General features: G+C 39.8%; 13 protein-coding genes. 9 read left to right on the forward strand and 4 right to left on the reverse strand.

Annotated elements, in window-relative coordinates:
- Window positions 1-127: 127 nt before the first annotated feature.
- Window positions 128-1,138 (reverse strand): GlxA family transcriptional regulator, encoded by a 1,011-nt coding sequence (locus tag AC27JR_RS10135; RefSeq protein ID WP_487173499.1) that lies wholly within the window; start codon window positions 1,136-1,138, stop codon window positions 128-130.
- A gap of 128 nt (window positions 1,139-1,266) precedes the next feature.
- Here AC27JR_RS10135 and AC27JR_RS10140 point away from each other — a divergent pair, with 128 nt between their 5' ends.
- Complete coding sequence (locus AC27JR_RS10140) at window positions 1,267-3,174, forward strand: beta-ketoacyl synthase (RefSeq protein WP_487173500.1); 1,908 nt, start codon at window positions 1,267-1,269, stop codon at window positions 3,172-3,174.
- A 52-nt stretch (window positions 3,175-3,226) separates the two neighbouring features.
- Here the strand turns inward: AC27JR_RS10140 and AC27JR_RS10145 are convergent, their stop codons facing one another.
- A complete protein-coding gene (locus AC27JR_RS10145; RefSeq protein ID WP_487173501.1) occupies window positions 3,227-4,411 on the reverse strand; it encodes an acetyltransferase domain-containing protein in 1,185 nt (394 codons plus the stop codon).
- 202 nt (window positions 4,412-4,613) lie between these two features.
- On the opposite strand from AC27JR_RS10145, the gene AC27JR_RS10150 reads away from it, so the two are divergent.
- On the forward strand, window positions 4,614-4,988 hold the full coding sequence (locus tag AC27JR_RS10150; protein ID WP_138593910.1) for a hypothetical protein: 375 nt from the start codon (window positions 4,614-4,616) through the stop codon (window positions 4,986-4,988).
- On the opposite strand, the gene fghA is transcribed toward AC27JR_RS10150, so the two are convergent.
- Together fghA and AC27JR_RS10160 are read right to left on the reverse strand one after the other, a co-directional pair.
- Complete coding sequence (gene fghA, locus AC27JR_RS10155) at window positions 4,942-5,784, reverse strand: S-formylglutathione hydrolase (RefSeq protein ID WP_487173502.1); 843 nt, start codon at window positions 5,782-5,784, stop codon at window positions 4,942-4,944. The two genes, AC27JR_RS10150 and fghA, sit on opposite strands and share 47 nt — an antisense overlap.
- Before the next feature lie 58 nt (window positions 5,785-5,842).
- The gene (locus AC27JR_RS10160) at window positions 5,843-6,964 is read right to left on the reverse strand and encodes an S-(hydroxymethyl)glutathione dehydrogenase/class III alcohol dehydrogenase (protein ID WP_487173503.1); all 1,122 of its coding nucleotides are present in this window, start codon (window positions 6,962-6,964) and stop codon (window positions 5,843-5,845) included.
- Window positions 6,965-7,094: 130 nt separating this feature from the next.
- Here AC27JR_RS10160 and AC27JR_RS10165 point away from each other — a divergent pair, with 130 nt between their 5' ends.
- From AC27JR_RS10165 to AC27JR_RS10195, 7 genes are all read left to right on the forward strand, one after another.
- The gene (locus tag AC27JR_RS10165) at window positions 7,095-7,967 is read left to right on the forward strand and encodes a LysR family transcriptional regulator (RefSeq protein ID WP_487173520.1); all 873 of its coding nucleotides are present in this window, start codon (window positions 7,095-7,097) and stop codon (window positions 7,965-7,967) included.
- Window positions 7,968-8,103: 136 nt separating this feature from the next.
- Window positions 8,104-9,321, forward strand: a complete 1,218-nt coding sequence (locus AC27JR_RS10170) for a lipoprotein-releasing ABC transporter permease subunit (protein WP_487173504.1) — start codon at window positions 8,104-8,106, stop codon at window positions 9,319-9,321.
- Window positions 9,314-10,012 (forward strand): lipoprotein-releasing ABC transporter ATP-binding protein LolD, encoded by a 699-nt coding sequence (gene lolD, locus AC27JR_RS10175; RefSeq protein WP_487173505.1) that lies wholly within the window; start codon window positions 9,314-9,316, stop codon window positions 10,010-10,012. Before AC27JR_RS10170 ends, lolD begins: the two co-directional genes overlap by 8 nt.
- Window positions 10,002-11,246, forward strand: a complete 1,245-nt coding sequence (locus tag AC27JR_RS10180; protein ID WP_487173506.1) for a lipoprotein-releasing ABC transporter permease subunit — start codon at window positions 10,002-10,004, stop codon at window positions 11,244-11,246. The genes lolD and AC27JR_RS10180 overlap by 11 nt, the downstream gene beginning before the upstream one ends.
- Before the next feature lie 98 nt (window positions 11,247-11,344).
- Complete coding sequence (locus AC27JR_RS10185) at window positions 11,345-11,818, forward strand: YehS family protein (RefSeq protein WP_055011902.1); 474 nt, start codon at window positions 11,345-11,347, stop codon at window positions 11,816-11,818.
- 403 nt (window positions 11,819-12,221) lie between these two features.
- Window positions 12,222-13,574: an NADP-specific glutamate dehydrogenase gene (gene gdhA / locus AC27JR_RS10190; protein WP_487173507.1), complete on the forward strand. Its 1,353-nt coding sequence runs from the start codon at window positions 12,222-12,224 to the stop codon at window positions 13,572-13,574.
- 181 nt (window positions 13,575-13,755) lie between these two features.
- Complete coding sequence (locus AC27JR_RS10195) at window positions 13,756-14,862, forward strand: GGDEF domain-containing protein (RefSeq protein ID WP_418608804.1); 1,107 nt, start codon at window positions 13,756-13,758, stop codon at window positions 14,860-14,862.
- Window positions 14,863-14,894: the final 32 nt, after the last annotated feature.

Consider the following 14,894-nt stretch of genomic DNA (forward strand, 5'->3'; position numbering starts at 1 on the left):
GCTATCTCCCTGTATTAATTTCACCACGCCTCATGCGTAATACTATAATTTATATATATAAAAAAATCTAATCAAGGCTATATCAATCTTTGCTAACCATCAAAAGTGAACACGGTTTAGTTAAAACTTAACCAAATAATTTTCGTCGCACGACTTTACGGTATTCGCTGGGTGTTTGGCGTAATACTTTTTTAAATACTCGGGTTAAATGTCCTTGATCATTATAGCCAACCTCTAAAGCAACTTCCTGAATCGATAAATTAGAAGATGCCAATAAATCTTTGGCGCCTTCTACTCGTAATTGTTGCCAATATTCGATTGGACTTTGGTTAGTGGCACTTCTGAAGCGACGGGTAAAGGTGCGATAACTTAGACTAAATTGAGCCGCAACCTCCTGTAAGTTGAGCTCACTGGCTAGATTGGTTTTTAACCAAAACTGTATTTGTGCAATCAGCTCATCTGGCTGTCTATCTACTGCTCCCTCTAAGTAACGTTGATCTTCATAGGGTTTACGAATTTCATGGGAAAAGTTGCGCTCCACATGTTGTGCCGCTTCTTTACCATAATATTGACTAATAATATGTACGATAACATCAGCAAGTGCATTTAAACTGGCTACGGTATACATACGTTCTGACTGGGTGATAAAAAAATCAGGTTTTAAACTTACATTAGGGTAGTCATGCTTAAACTGTTTAGCATAATGCCAATGGGTAGTAGCGGGATGTCCGTCAAGTAAACTAGCCTCTGCAACAAAACAATTACCTGTGCCTACTCCAATTATATGACTTCCTACGGTAAAGCTCTCGATCAGCCAAGTGACTAATTGTTGATTAGCGCGTATCACCGGGCGAGGGTTACGCCAAATACCAGGCACAATAACTAAATCGCAATAAGGTGAGTTTTCGCTAGTACAATCAGGAATAATCGATAGTCCAGTTCGCGTCTTAATGGCATCACTATTTTTAGCCACTAAATGAATAGCCAGAGGTTTAAAGTTATTTTTATCACTATGGCCTTTAGCAAAAGCCTCACCCGCACGCAGCATCTCAATCGGTAATGTGAGACTGGTTACCAACAAATGCTCAAACACTGCGATACCAATATTTATGGGGGGAGTTAATGGGTTGTTGCTCATTGTGAATGCTCCGACCAGTTGTTTTTGGCCTTTTATGCCGCTTATTTGGCTATTAAAGCACAAAGACGTCTCTATAATCCAATTAAACTAATGTCATATTCTTATAACACGCATTTTAAAGGTAAATTATGACTGCATTACCCGTTATTGTAGGCATGGGAGGCATTAATGCCGCTGGCCGTACTTCTTTTCATCAAGGTTATCGTCGTATCGTGTTAGATAGCTTAGCGGCGCAAGCTCGCCAAGAAACATTTTTAGGCCTTGCCACATTAATGAACTTAGTGACTACAGTAAACGGCCAACTTGAAGACAGCCAAGGTAATCATGTTGAGCAAAGCGACATTGAAGCACGCTTTGGTGAGCAAATTATTGCCGGTACTTTGATCCGTAAAATTGAAAAAGAACATTTTGACGTTGATGCCACACCTTGGCAGCAAAAAATGACTTTAACGGCTTCAGATGATAGTGCAATTGTGTTTGAAACACGTCGTCGTGACTTACCATCGCCTTTACCAAGCAACTGGCAAATAGATGACCTTGATAATAAAAAAGTAAAAGTCACGATTGCTGCTGAGCTTGACGTAAAGCATGACTCAACCCGTGATAACCCGATTAAGTCGGCTGGGCAATTTCCAACCGGGTTTGATCCTGCCATTATGTATAACAGCCGCTACCAGCCGCGCGGTTTACAAGCGACCATATTTGCTGCCACCGATGCAATAAAATCAACAGGACTTGATTGGCAACATATTATGAATAGCGTAGAGCCTGACAAAATTGGCACCTACTCAGCCTCAGTTATTGGTCAAATGGATGATAAAGGCTTAGGTGGTTTAGTTAAAGCGCGTCAGCAGGGCGATCGTGTTAGTACTAAGCAGTTAGCGTTGGGTTTAAATACGATGTCGACCGATTTTATTAACGCCTATGTTACCGGCAATGTAGGGACAACTTTTTCAACTTCAGGCGCATGTGCCACATTTTTATATAATTTACGCGCTGCCGTTAACGATATTCAAGCTGGGCGGACCCGTGTTGCAGTGGTTGCCAGTGTTGAATGTGCGATTACTCCAGAAGTGGTTGAAGGTTTTGGTAATATGAGCGCGCTGGCAAATATTGAAGGTTTACGTCGTTTAGATAATTTAAGCAATGATGATGAGCCTGATTACCGTAAAAGTAGTCGTCCATTTGGTGAGAACTGTGGCTTTACCTTAGGCGAGGGCGCACAAGTTGCCATATTAATGGATGATGCACTGGCATTGGAGCTCGGTGCAGATATTATGGGCAGTGTGCCGGATGTATTTGTTAATGCCGATGGGGTAAAAAAATCAATTACTTCACCAGGGCCTGGAAATTACATCACCATGGCGAAATCAGCTGCCCTTGCTACTAGCTTGTTAGGCAAAGAGGCACTGCAACAACGTAGCTTTATTTTAGCGCATGGCTCAAGTACACCACAAAACCGTGTTACTGAATCTTTAATTTATCATAAAGTTGCGCAAACATTTGCTATTGATAACTGGAAAGTGACTGCGCCTAAAGCCTATGTAGGCCATACTATTGCGCCAGCTAGTGGCGATCAGCTTGCCATTGCGTTAGGTGTATTTAGTCATAATATTATGCCGGGTATTACCACTATTGATAAAGTCGCCGACGATGTTTACAGCGATCATTTAGATATTCGTAATAGCCACTATGAGTGTGGTGATATGGATATTGCGTTTATTAACTCAAAAGGCTTTGGTGGAAATAATGCAACAGCCACTGTGCTAAGCGCAAAAGTAACTATGCAGATGCTTGCTAAACGCCATGGTGATGCGCTGATGAATAGCTACGCTGAAAAACATAGCCAAGTGAAAGCGGCGCAGCATACCTACCAAACGCAAGCTGACTTAGGTCAATACTCGCTAATTTACCGTTTTGGTGATGGCTTGATTGATGAAAATGAGATTGTTTTAGATGAGCACAGCATTACACTGCCAGGCTTTGAAAAAGCAATTACATTTAGTACAACAAATTCCTATCAAGATATGTTCTAAGCACACATACTTGTTAGCAAGGCGCTTTTATAGCGCCTTTTTTAATGTTTGTTCAAATATACTTAGCAATTAAACTGTGTTTATTTTTTTGCTTCCATGCTAAATAATAATTGGCAAGAACGGCTGTTAAGCCAATTACGACTGCAATAAATAGCAGTGTTGCTACATAGCTCATACCGTATCCAATTGGTAAACCCACCAGTGTTTCGCCATAAGTCATATCAGAAAAACTAAAGCCTAAAACAGGGATAAGTAACCAACTTATTGCATGCAGTAAATACAAGTGGGCTAAGTACGAGAACATACTGGTTTTACCCAATACTTGTAAAAACTTTGGCGAAAAATCACTTTTTAGCTTGCTCAATAGTTTAAGGATAATTAGGCCTATACCAACGGTTAACAACATAAACTGCAGGGAAAGTGGGTATTTGGTCGGGTTTAAAAATGACATTATAGTGAGTAAATAAGAGTCACTAATCGTAAATATTGACGCGTCACCATAAAGATTAAAGCCACGCAAAAGCGTATATAAAACTAGGCAGCTTACACCCAAAATTAAGCCATAATCCATAACTCGGTTACTGTATTGCTTGGCTTTATAATAAACACCTGCACAATAGGCTAACGCCATTAACCCAACAATAGGAGCTACGGGGTAGGTGGTTCTAATTTTAAAGTTAAAAGGAAGTTCGAGTACATTTTTCTGATGTAAAACAGACCATATCGTATTTGCGATTGTATTTGGCTCAAAGTTGACGGCATCAAATAAGTTGTGGCCAAATACTAAAATTAAGCCCATGGCAAAAATTGCATACAGACCGATTAAGCGTAAAAGCCCTAGAATAATAAATCCCCAACCTATCGCCCAAATAACCTGAGCGTATAACATTGGAAACAGTGGATTAAAGCTCCAAGACCATGACACAATAGTAAATTCAAATAATATAAGCACTAGTCCACGTATAATTAAACTTTTTGAAAAAGCTTGCGTGGAAGTGTATTTATGCTCGGTTATCGCAGCTGAAAGGCCCGCTAAAAATACAAATAATGGCGCACAAAAGTGCGATATAAAACGAGTGAAAAAAGTAAGCGCATCTGTTCCTGGTATGGTCATGGGATCGGTCACTGAATAATTTAGACAATAATACATGCCGTGATCAATCACCATAAATATAATGATAAGACCTCGGAGTAAGTCTATATGGTGTAAACGATTTTGAGATAAAGGTAATGACATAAATATGCTTTGGTATGGATGAAAAAACGAGTTTAATTTTATGTTATATTATATCATTTTGCGAGAGTGATAATAAAATACTTGAGTATAAATTATGTTGTAAACAATTTTCACTTACTAACAGATTTTTACAGTTTTACTTTTTTAATGGAGTTACTCTATTAACTAAATAGTTAAAGTTGAAGCTACTAAAGGGTTAAACATGAAAAAAATATTTTTTTTATCACTATTGCTGATGCTTAATGGCTGTACATTTTTTGGCGTTATGTTGGATGGACAAGCAGCCTCAAATGCACAAGAAAATCAGCGGATGAAAAATCCAGCTCGGTCTACTCCTTATGAAAATCCATTTGAGCCAGTTCCCGTTGATAAGGACGGATTTTCTTTTGCAGAGCTAGGTTTAAAAATAGACTCTGCAGTATTTAGTTTAGTAAAAGGAGATGACGGCACCATTAGAAAATGCAGGCAGGTCACAAAAAATCTTAAAGAATGTGTAGAAGTAGATAAATCTACTCTACACAGTAATGAATCTAAGCAGTTAAAAACTGATGATGAAATAATAAGTGTTGGTCTATAAAACTACTAATAAAATAGTAACTATGGTTGTAGCCAGCTTGCATTTCGAACGTTAACGGATAGTCCTTCTGTGTTGCAACTGCCACTAAGTTTTGTGGCTTAAGTTGTTCTTCTAAAAAGTTATCGGCGTCACCTTGGCTGACCAACATAGGTAAATAATCAGCTTGTTTGGCTTGTTGCATTAATTCGCAACTATCATATTGTGCCCACTGGGCTTTATCAGCACCTAAATAGCCAGTAAAGGCTTTAGCACCCCAAGGACAATCTACCGGGTTAACAATTGGGCTAAATGCCGTAGCGCTGGTATACGCTTTAGGATTTTTAAGGGCAATCATTAATGCACCGTGGCCACCCATAGAGTGTCCAGAAATCGCTTTTTTAGTTGTTACTGGAAAATGTTGCTCTATTAATGCAGGTAGTTCCTTCACCACATAGTCGTACATATTAAAATGAGTATTGTAAGGTGCCTGTGTTGCATTGACGTAAAACCCTGCACCTTGAGCAAAATCGTAGCTGTCTTCGTTAGGAACGTTTTCACCACGCGGACTGGTATCAGGTGCTACAATAGCGATGCCTAGCTCTGCCGCTTTTTTAAACGCGCCTGCTTTTTGCATAAAGTTTTCATCGGTACAGGTTAACCCTGATAACCAATAAAGTACTGGTACTTTATTTTTTTCACTGGCGCCTGGTGGTAAAAATACCGCAAAACGCATGCTGCAATGGGTGCTTGAGGAAGTATGGCTATACTGCTTATGCCAGCCACCAGCCACTTTTGCTGTTGAGATATTTTCTAACATAACAATCCTTAAAAGCCGTTACTTAGTAGCAACGGCTGGTGTTGGTGATTAAAAGAAATTAGTAATGAATAACAGTACGAATACTCTTACCTTCATGCATTAAATCAAAGGCATCGTTTATTTCTTCAAGGCTCATGGTGTGGGTAATAAAGTCATTAAGGGCGAATTCACCCGCCATGTAGCGTTCAACAATTTCAGGAAGTTGCGAGCGACCTTTAACGCCGCCAAAAGCGCTACCACGCCATACACGACCGGTTACTAATTGGAACGGGCGAGTTGAAATTTCTTGGCCAGCACCGGCTACACCAATAATTACCGACTCACCCCAACCTTTATGACAACACTCAAGGGCAGAGCGCATTACATCAACGTTACCAATACATTCAAATGAGTAGTCAACACCGCCATCGGTCATCTCTACGATCACTTCTTGAATTGGCTTGTCGAAGTCTTTTGGATTAATTAAGTCGGTCGCACCGAGTTTAGTCGCAAGTTCAAACTTAGAGGTGTTAATATCAATACCAATAATACGGCTAGCCCCAGCCATTTTTGCGCCAATAATGGCAGACAAACCAATGCCACCTAGACCAAAAATTGCCACCGTATCGCCCGCTGTTACTTTTGCCGTATTTGTTACAGCGCCCATACCGGTAGTGACACCACAGCCCAATAAGCAAATTTCTTCTAAAGAGGCTTCTTTATTTACTTTAGCTAGTGAGATTTCAGGAAGTACTGTGTACTCAGAAAAGGTCGACGTCCCCATGTAGTGATAAATAGGTTGGCCGTCTTTGTAAAAGCGCGTTGTGCCATCTGGCATTAAGCCTTTGCCTTGTGTTTCGCGTACAGCAGAGCACAAGTTGGTTTTACCTGAAGTACACATTTTGCATTCACCACATTCTGCGGTGTATAGAGGTATAACGTGATCGCCAACTTCTACACTTGTAACGCCTTCGCCCACAGCGTAAACCACCCCGGCACCTTCATGGCCTAAAATAGCGGGGAAAATGCCTTCAGGATCTTCACCTGATAAAGTAAAAGCATCTGTATGGCATACACCTGTGGCAGTGATTTTTACCATCACTTCGCCTTTTTTAGGCATCATCACGTCAACTTCTTCAACGCTTAAAGGCTGATTAGGGCCCCAGGCAATCGCTGCTTTTGATTTTATAAATTCAGACATGTGTATATCCTTTGTAGTGGTTTGAATATCAATTGTAGACCCAAACTGTTTGGGTGATGTGCCTATTGTATTTATTTCTATAACAATGATAATCTCTAAATTAATAAAACACTTTTACAGTATGGTAATAATAATGCGTTGGGAAGGGATTGATGAGTTTATTGCTGTTGGCGAAGAGGGAAGTTTCACTCAAGCTGCACAGGCGTTGGGTCTATCGGTTGCCCATATTAGCCGCCATGTTACTAAGCTTGAACAACGGTTAAATACTCAACTTTTAACGCGTACGACCCGAAAGGTGGTATTAACCAAAGAAGGTGAGCAGTTTTTACACCAAGTAAAACATTTACAACACGCTATGGATGAAGCCACTCAGGGGCTCGCGTCTGTGCAAACATCCCCTAAAGGTAAAATTAAATTAACCGCACCGGTTATGTATGGTGAGAGTTTTATTATGCCGATAGTGCATTCGTTTATGCATGATCACCCCGAGGTAGAAGTAATCGCAACGCTCTCTAACGAGCAAGAAAACTTGCTGGAGGGCGGCTTTGATTTAGCCATTCGATTAGGCCATTTAAAAGATTCGAGTTTAAAAGCGCGACGCTTGAGCTCGCGACGATTTATTATGTGTGCTGCACCAGGCTATTTAGCGCGCTTTGGCGAACCCCATACGTTAGGTGAACTTAACCAGCATCAATGCTTAATTGGTAACAGTAGTTATTGGCGAGTAAATGAAAATAATCGTGACAAACATATTAAAGTAGCTGGGCGGTTGCATTGCAATAGCGGTTGGGCACTGGTTGACGGCGCTAAAAAAGGGTTGGGTATTGTTCAGTTGCCGGATTACTACATAGAGAATGAAATAAAAACAGGGCAGTTAGTACCAATATTAACAGCCTATCAACCTCAACAAGAGGGTGTGTGGGGGCTTTATCCTCCGCGCCAATTTGTTGCTACTAATGTACGAGTATTACTTGATTATCTAGTAACAGGATTAAAAGTTTAGCTTGGCTTAGTGAATTGCTTATAATATAGCCAAGTATAAGATTTATAAATTATTTCTTACATTTATGGTGATATTCAATTGCGCTGAGTTCGTGCTACTATAAAGCCACACTTTTAGCATTAATGTTTTAATTAATATGTTTCAACCTGTTAGCCTGTTTATCGGACTTAGATATAGTCGCTCTTCCAAAGGCAATGCGTTTATTTCGTTTATTTCTTTTTTTTCTATTGCAGGTATAGCGATTGGTTTAATGGCGCTCTTTACAGTAAGTAGTGTCATGAACGGTTTTGAAAGCAGCCTGAAAACGAATATGCTCGGGCTCATTCCACACGTTGAAGTGCAGGCCAAACAACACTCTAAAGCGCAAATGAATACTCTTAAAGCTGATCTTGAGCAATCACCGTATGTTGAACATGTTAGTTTATACCGCCATGGTGAAGCCATACTGCAAACCAATAAAGACCTGCATGGTGTGTTACTGCAAGGGCTCTATGATAATAATGACTCGCTTTATAAAATCACTGACAAAGTAGTGCAGGGTAATTGGCAAAGCGTATTAAATAATAATTATCACATTGCTATTAGCCGCTATTTAAGCCGTAAACTCGGCGTTGGTTTAGGCGACAAACTGCGCGTTATTATGCCTAATGCATCTACTTATACACCCCTTGGTCGTGTTCCTAGCCAACGTTTATTCAAAATTGCTGCTATTTATGAAACTGGTTCAGAAATTGACATGGGACTGGCATTTACCAGTGGTGTGTCATTACAACGAGTATTAAAGCAAAGTAGCTCTACACCCCCTAATTTAAGTGTGTCACTGCATGAGCCATTTGCACTTGATGAATTTATTCAAGACAGCCAACTTATTCTGAAGAATTTTAAATACACCGATTGGCGCAGTAGCCAAGGCACTTTATTTGCCGCTGTGGCGATGGAGAAACGCATTATGTCTATGCTCCTTGGCTTAATCGTGCTGGTGGCGGTGTTCAATATTGTGTCGGCGCTCACCATGATGGTGAGTGAAAAACAAAGCGAAGTTGCGATACTGCAGACACTAGGGCTAACGCCAAGCCAAGTACAAACTGTATTTATGGTTCAAGGTTTATATAACGGTGTGATTGGTACGGCAGTAGGTGCCTCTTTAGGTATTTTATTTAGCTTATATATTAATGAACTGCTGGCGTTGGTTGGCTTAAATTTATTATCGGGGATTTCACTGCCGGTCAAATTTGATGCGCTTAGCTTAAGTGTGATTGCGCTTTTAAGCTTAGTCATGAGCTTTTTAGCGACTTTATATCCCGCGCGCCAGGCCGCTAAAGTAAACCCAGCCGAGGTATTACGTTATGAATGATTTAGTAATTAGTTGTGAACAAATAAGTAAAGTGTACCAAGACGGGCAAAACCAAGTTGAGGTATTAAAAGGGGTTGATTTAGCCCTAACCCAAGGTGAAATGTTAGCTATTGTTGGTAGTTCAGGTTCAGGTAAAAGCACCTTGTTGCATATTTTAGGTACCTTAGATACCGCCAGTTCTGGCAGTGCGAAAATAAAAAATCAAGATGTGGCTAAACTGTCTCGCAGCCAACAAGCCGCGTTTAGAAATCAAAACTTAGGGTTTATTTATCAATTTCATCATTTATTAATGGAATTTAGTGCGGTTGAAAATGTTGCCATGCCACTGTTAATAAAAGGCTTGAGTGCCAAAGAAGCAAATATAAAAGCGCTCGACATGCTTGATAAAGTCGGCCTTGCCCACAGAAGTAGCCATAAACCGTCGGCACTTTCTGGTGGCGAACGCCAACGTGTTGCCATAGCGCGTGCTTTAGTAACTGAGCCTGCACTGGTGCTTGCTGATGAGCCAACAGGTAATTTAGATAAGCAAAACGCGATTAAAATTTACGATTTAATTAATCAGCTAAATAAAAGTTTAAACACCAGTTTTGTGGTGGTGACTCATGATTTAGAGCTTGCCGACAAGCTGGGTAAAATAGCGTATTTAGATGATGGTAAATTAACGATAAAAGAGTCGAGCCATGTTGCTTAGTGCCTTTATAAGTAAACGTTTCAGAGCCTACTCAGGCCATAAAGATGAAAAAAACGCGTTTGTTAGTTTTATTGCCAAGGCATCCACTATTGGCATTTTACTTGGTGTTGCCGTGTTGATTGTGGCGTTATCGGTGATCAATGGCTTTGAGCAACAATTAGTGCATCGTTTATTAAGTGTCGTGCCACAAGTTGAATATGTGGCACCAAGCAGGCCGATTGCTGACTGGCCCAGCAAAGTCGAAAAATTAAAACAGCAACCACAAGTCACAGGGGCGGCCCCATTTATAGCAGTAAATGGTATGGCGCAATTTAAAAGCCAATTAAAAGCAGTTGAAATACGGGGTGTTGAGCCTTCATTAGAAAGTGACGTATCAGCTATTAACCAATTTACACAAGGTAAATTAGTCAGTCAGCTAGCACTTGAGGATGTTATTTTAGGCAAGCAAATTGTCTCTCAACTTAACTTATCAATAGGCGACAATGTCACTTTGCTGATCCCCCAAATTAGTGAAAAAGGGCAATCATTACTTGCGCCAAAACGGGTCACACTGACTCTCGCAGGCGTTATAGAAATGGGCGGGCCTATCGATAGCAGTGCCGCGTTTATTCACCTTAACAAGGCACAACAAACCTTAGGCTACGATCAAAGCCAAGTAACCGGCTTACGTTTACAGGTTGATGATGTGTTTGCAGCGCACCAAATAGCGCTGAGGGTAGGGCAAACTGTTACTGATTATGTGTATATATCGAGTTGGTTTAGAACCCAAGGCAGCTTGTATCAAGACATTCAAATGGTGCGCACGATCGTTTATATTGTGGTGTTTTTAATTATTGCAGTCGCCAGTTTTAACATTGTTTCGTCATTAGTGATGGAAGTGCGCGAAAAAGAAGGCAATATTGCCATTTTAAAAACCATGGGTGCCAAAGACAGTACTATTTTGGCTACTTTTGTAATGCAAGGCTTAACTCAAGCATTTGTTGGCGTAGTTTTAGGCTCTATTATTGGAGTCATTCTAGCAATCAATATTAGTGAGCTGTTTACTTGGCTGAGTTTATTGCTGGGTGAAAATCCGCTAGAAGGTGTGTATTTTATCGAATTCTTACCGAGTAAATTAGTTTGGCAAGATATAGTGTTAACTGTTATTGCCACCTTTGTGCTTGCAATATTGGCGACGCTGTATCCAGCATGGCAAGCAACACGTGTTGATCCGGCAAAAGTATTGGGTAATTAAACACAGTATTTAATAGGGCGCTTAGTGTAACTCTGATAAACTGCGCCGCTATTAAACAGCTTTTGTTTGCTGAGCACTTATTTACCTTGGGATTTACTTTGACAAATAACGATATTTTACGCCGTATTCGCTACACCTTTGATTTAACAGATTCAGCAATGGTTGACGTGTTCGCCGCTGCAGAGCAGAGCGTTAGCACTGAGCAGGTGATTGCATGGTTAACTAAAGAGGGCGAGCAAGGTTACACCCCAATAAGTGACACCGAATTTGCGGTATTTTTAAATGGCTTTATAAACACTAAGCGCGGTAAACGTGACGGTGAGCAGCCAATCCCAGAGACTAAATTAAACAATAATATTATTTTTATGAAATTACGTATTGCTTTAAATATGAAAGCAGAAGACGTAATTGCCACACTCGCCTTAGTTGATTTTGATTTAAGTAAGCATGAACTTAGTGCATTTTCACGTAAAGTTGAAAACAAACATTACCGTGTGTGTAACGATCAAGTTTTACGTTTATTTTTAACTGGTGTGCAGCGTACTTTTCGCCCAGATGGCGAAAAAGCTTAATGCATTTTATGGAGGTTGATTAGCAACCTCCATTTAAACCGCTTAAACGAACTCACTGAAATCTACGCTATTATCAGTCTTACCCCTTCTACAACTTCAGTCTCATAAAGCATTTTATGCTGTCGCTCGCGTAAAAACGTCGCGTCGTATTTTGTTTTACTATTTTTTTAATACTTTTAACGTGTTATTCATTAAAGCTGGTGTTTTTAGCATACAAATTCTTTTTTAATGGGTTTGTATACAAAAGAAACAACAATTTAATTTAACATCAAACACGTGTATCCAGTTTATGTATGATGTTAAAGTGTAAAAATAATGATCGCATAATCAATTTCTCCACTAACAATAGCGTTGATCATTTTTCCTGTTTCGAATTAAAAAATACCCACATGGAAGAATAAATATGAATTATATACACAGAACAATTGCGCAATTAAAGCAGACGAGCCCTGCGCAATGTGAGTTTTATCAAGCAGTAGAAGAAGTGCTTGACTCGCTAGAGCCTATATTTGCGCAAACCAGTCATTACCAACAACAAGCAATTATTCAAAGAATGGTAGAGCCAGAGCGCCAGTTAATGTTTCGTGTACCTTGGGTTGATGACGAGGGCAATATTCAAGTTAATAAAGGCTACCGTATCGAATTTAATTCAGCGCTGGGCCCTTACAAAGGCGGCTTACGTTTTCATCCAAGTGTAAATGCCAGCATCATAAAATTTTTAGGCTTTGAACAAATTTTTAAAAATGCACTGACTGGTTTGCCTATAGGCGGTGGCAAAGGAGGCGCTAATTTTGATCCTAAAGGACGCTCTGATGGCGAGATAATGCGTTTTTGCCAATCGTTTATGACCGAGTTATATCGTCATATTGGCCCTACAACCGATGTACCTGCAGGAGATATTGGCGTAGGGGCAAGAGAAATTGGTTATATGTTTGGCCAATACAAACGCTTAACAGGGCGCTATGAAGGCGTACTAACCGGTAAAAGCTTACTTTGGGGCGGATCGCTTGCTCGCAAAGAAGCAACGGGTTATGGCGCAGTGTATTTTGCTAACTATATGCTTGAAGATCGTGATGACAGCTTATCAGGAAAACGCTGTTTAATTTCAGGCTCAGGCAATGTGGCTATTTATGCCATGGAAAAATTATATCAATTAGGGGCCACACCTATTGCCTGTAGTGATTCAAAAGGCACTTTGTACGATGAGAGTGGCATTGACTTAAAACTTATTAAGCAATTAAAAGAGCACTCACGAGGATGCCTAAGTGACTACCTAGATACTCATCCTCAGGCAAAGTATACGCCCCGCGATGAGTACCCTCAGGATGGTCATGCTGTATGGCGTTACAGTGCGGATGCGGCTTTTCCTTGTGCTACACAAAATGAATTAACCCAAGCGGATGCAAAAGCACTACTTGAAAATGGTTGTATTTTAGTTAGTGAAGGGGCAAATATGCCTTCAACCAAAGAAGCGATTGATTGCTTTATTGAAGCAAAAATAGCTTATGGGCCTGGCAAAGCAGCGAATGCCGGTGGGGTAGCAACCAGCCAATTAGAAATGGCACAAAATGCCAGTATGCAAAGCTGGACATTTGAGCAAGTAGATGAAAAGTTAAAGCAAATAATGAAAGATATTTTCACTACAGCTAACGATACCGCAAAAGAATTTAATCAACCCGGTAACTTGTTACTTGGTGCAAATATTGCTGGATTTAGACGTGTAGCAGATGCAATGATTGAACAGGGCGTTGTATAGCGACGCCTCGGCTATTTATTAGTGAACCCAATAATTTTTATCTATATCTTGAGCAGGCATTGTTCAGGATATAGCAAAAATAATGTATAATATTATTTAATAAGGTAAATTTAACTCGCTAATTAATAACAATAAACTATAGTGTGGATAAGGATAAGTGAGCTTATTAAGGAGAGTGCCTGTGCGTCTTATTCCCGCAATTTTTTATTTTTCAAGTGCAACAGAGCACAACTTCCAAAATCAACTCAATAAAAGCTCAATGCGTCTTGCTGATGCATCACTCTATCTAGTAACACTGTTTTTATTGTCTTTTATTTTTATGTCTTGGCTTAATCAACAAGAGCCTGCCAATTCAACCATAACAATTTTACGCGTAACTATGGTGTTGTTATCGATAGTCCTCATTATTGTAAATAGAACATTAAGTTCAGAGTACTTGCATTCGCGCTTTTTCAGTTATGCGGTTTTATTTTGTTTTTTATTTAGTTATTTCTTTTGGGAATATGTGCAACGCTATAGTGAATTAAAAGAGGGTGGACCTATGCTTGTAGCTGCTGCATTTATAGCCATACCGATGCTGCACTTAGGACATAAACTGGTTTTATGGTCAATAATTGGCATTGCCCTGATATTTATTGAGCTTTTTTCTTCTACTTCGATTGCGTGGACACTTTATTTTTATTTCAGCATAGTTATTGTATTGGCCATAGTGCAATATCAACTGGATACCCTATTAAGAAAGCAATATAAAGCGGAATTATTTGAAACTGAAAAAGCCAATACCGATCAATTAACAGGTATGCATAATCGGCATAGTTTTGATAGACGCTGTAAAGCATTAATTAACAAGTTAGCGCCATCACAATATTTAGGGTTAGCCATGATTGATGTCGACTATTTTAAAAATTATAACGATAACTACGGCCACTTAGAGGGAGATAACGTACTAATAGCAGTCGCAAACCGACTAAAACATTGTGACGCTGATATTGTGGTGCGTTTTGGTGGTGAAGAATTTATATTGGTAAAAACATTACAGGCAAATGAGTTAGATTGGTTGAGTGACTTACCTAAACGCTTTGCAGCCGACCCGATTGCACATCAGTATTCACCCTTTAACCGTATTACTGTCTCTGCTGGTATTGCAATTGATAAATACACTACATATAGACCTTCAATTAAATCATTGTTGGCAACAGCTGATGTAGGGGTTTATAAAGCTAAAAATGCAGGACGAAATATAAGTATTACTGACTTTGTTGTTCCTAAACAGCCTGAAATTGAGTAAGACAATGCAAAGCACTAAGCTGATAGTGCTTT

This window comes from Pseudoalteromonas sp. NH0006-26 (genome assembly GCF_057552415.1).

Bases quoted from the DNA above. Each gene is read 5' to 3' on its own strand.
- AC27JR_RS10135 (WP_487173499.1), bottom strand. From the start codon at position 1,138: ATGAGCAACAACCCATTAACTCCCCCCATAAATATTGGTATCGCAGTG.
- AC27JR_RS10140 (WP_487173500.1), top strand. From the start codon at position 1,267: ATGACTGCATTACCCGTTATTGTAGGCATGGGAGGCATTAATGCCGCT.
- AC27JR_RS10145 (WP_487173501.1), bottom strand. From the start codon at position 4,411: ATGTCATTACCTTTATCTCAAAATCGTTTACACCATATAGACTTACTC.
- AC27JR_RS10150 (WP_138593910.1), top strand. From the start codon at position 4,614: ATGAAAAAAATATTTTTTTTATCACTATTGCTGATGCTTAATGGCTGT.
- fghA (WP_487173502.1), bottom strand. From the start codon at position 5,784: ATGTTAGAAAATATCTCAACAGCAAAAGTGGCTGGTGGCTGGCATAAG.
- AC27JR_RS10160 (WP_487173503.1), bottom strand. From the start codon at position 6,964: ATGTCTGAATTTATAAAATCAAAAGCAGCGATTGCCTGGGGCCCTAAT.
- AC27JR_RS10170 (WP_487173504.1), top strand. From the start codon at position 8,104: ATGTTTCAACCTGTTAGCCTGTTTATCGGACTTAGATATAGTCGCTCT.
- lolD (WP_487173505.1), top strand. From the start codon at position 9,314: ATGAATGATTTAGTAATTAGTTGTGAACAAATAAGTAAAGTGTACCAA.
- AC27JR_RS10180 (WP_487173506.1), top strand. From the start codon at position 10,002: ATGTTGCTTAGTGCCTTTATAAGTAAACGTTTCAGAGCCTACTCAGGC.
- gdhA (WP_487173507.1), top strand. From the start codon at position 12,222: ATGAATTATATACACAGAACAATTGCGCAATTAAAGCAGACGAGCCCT.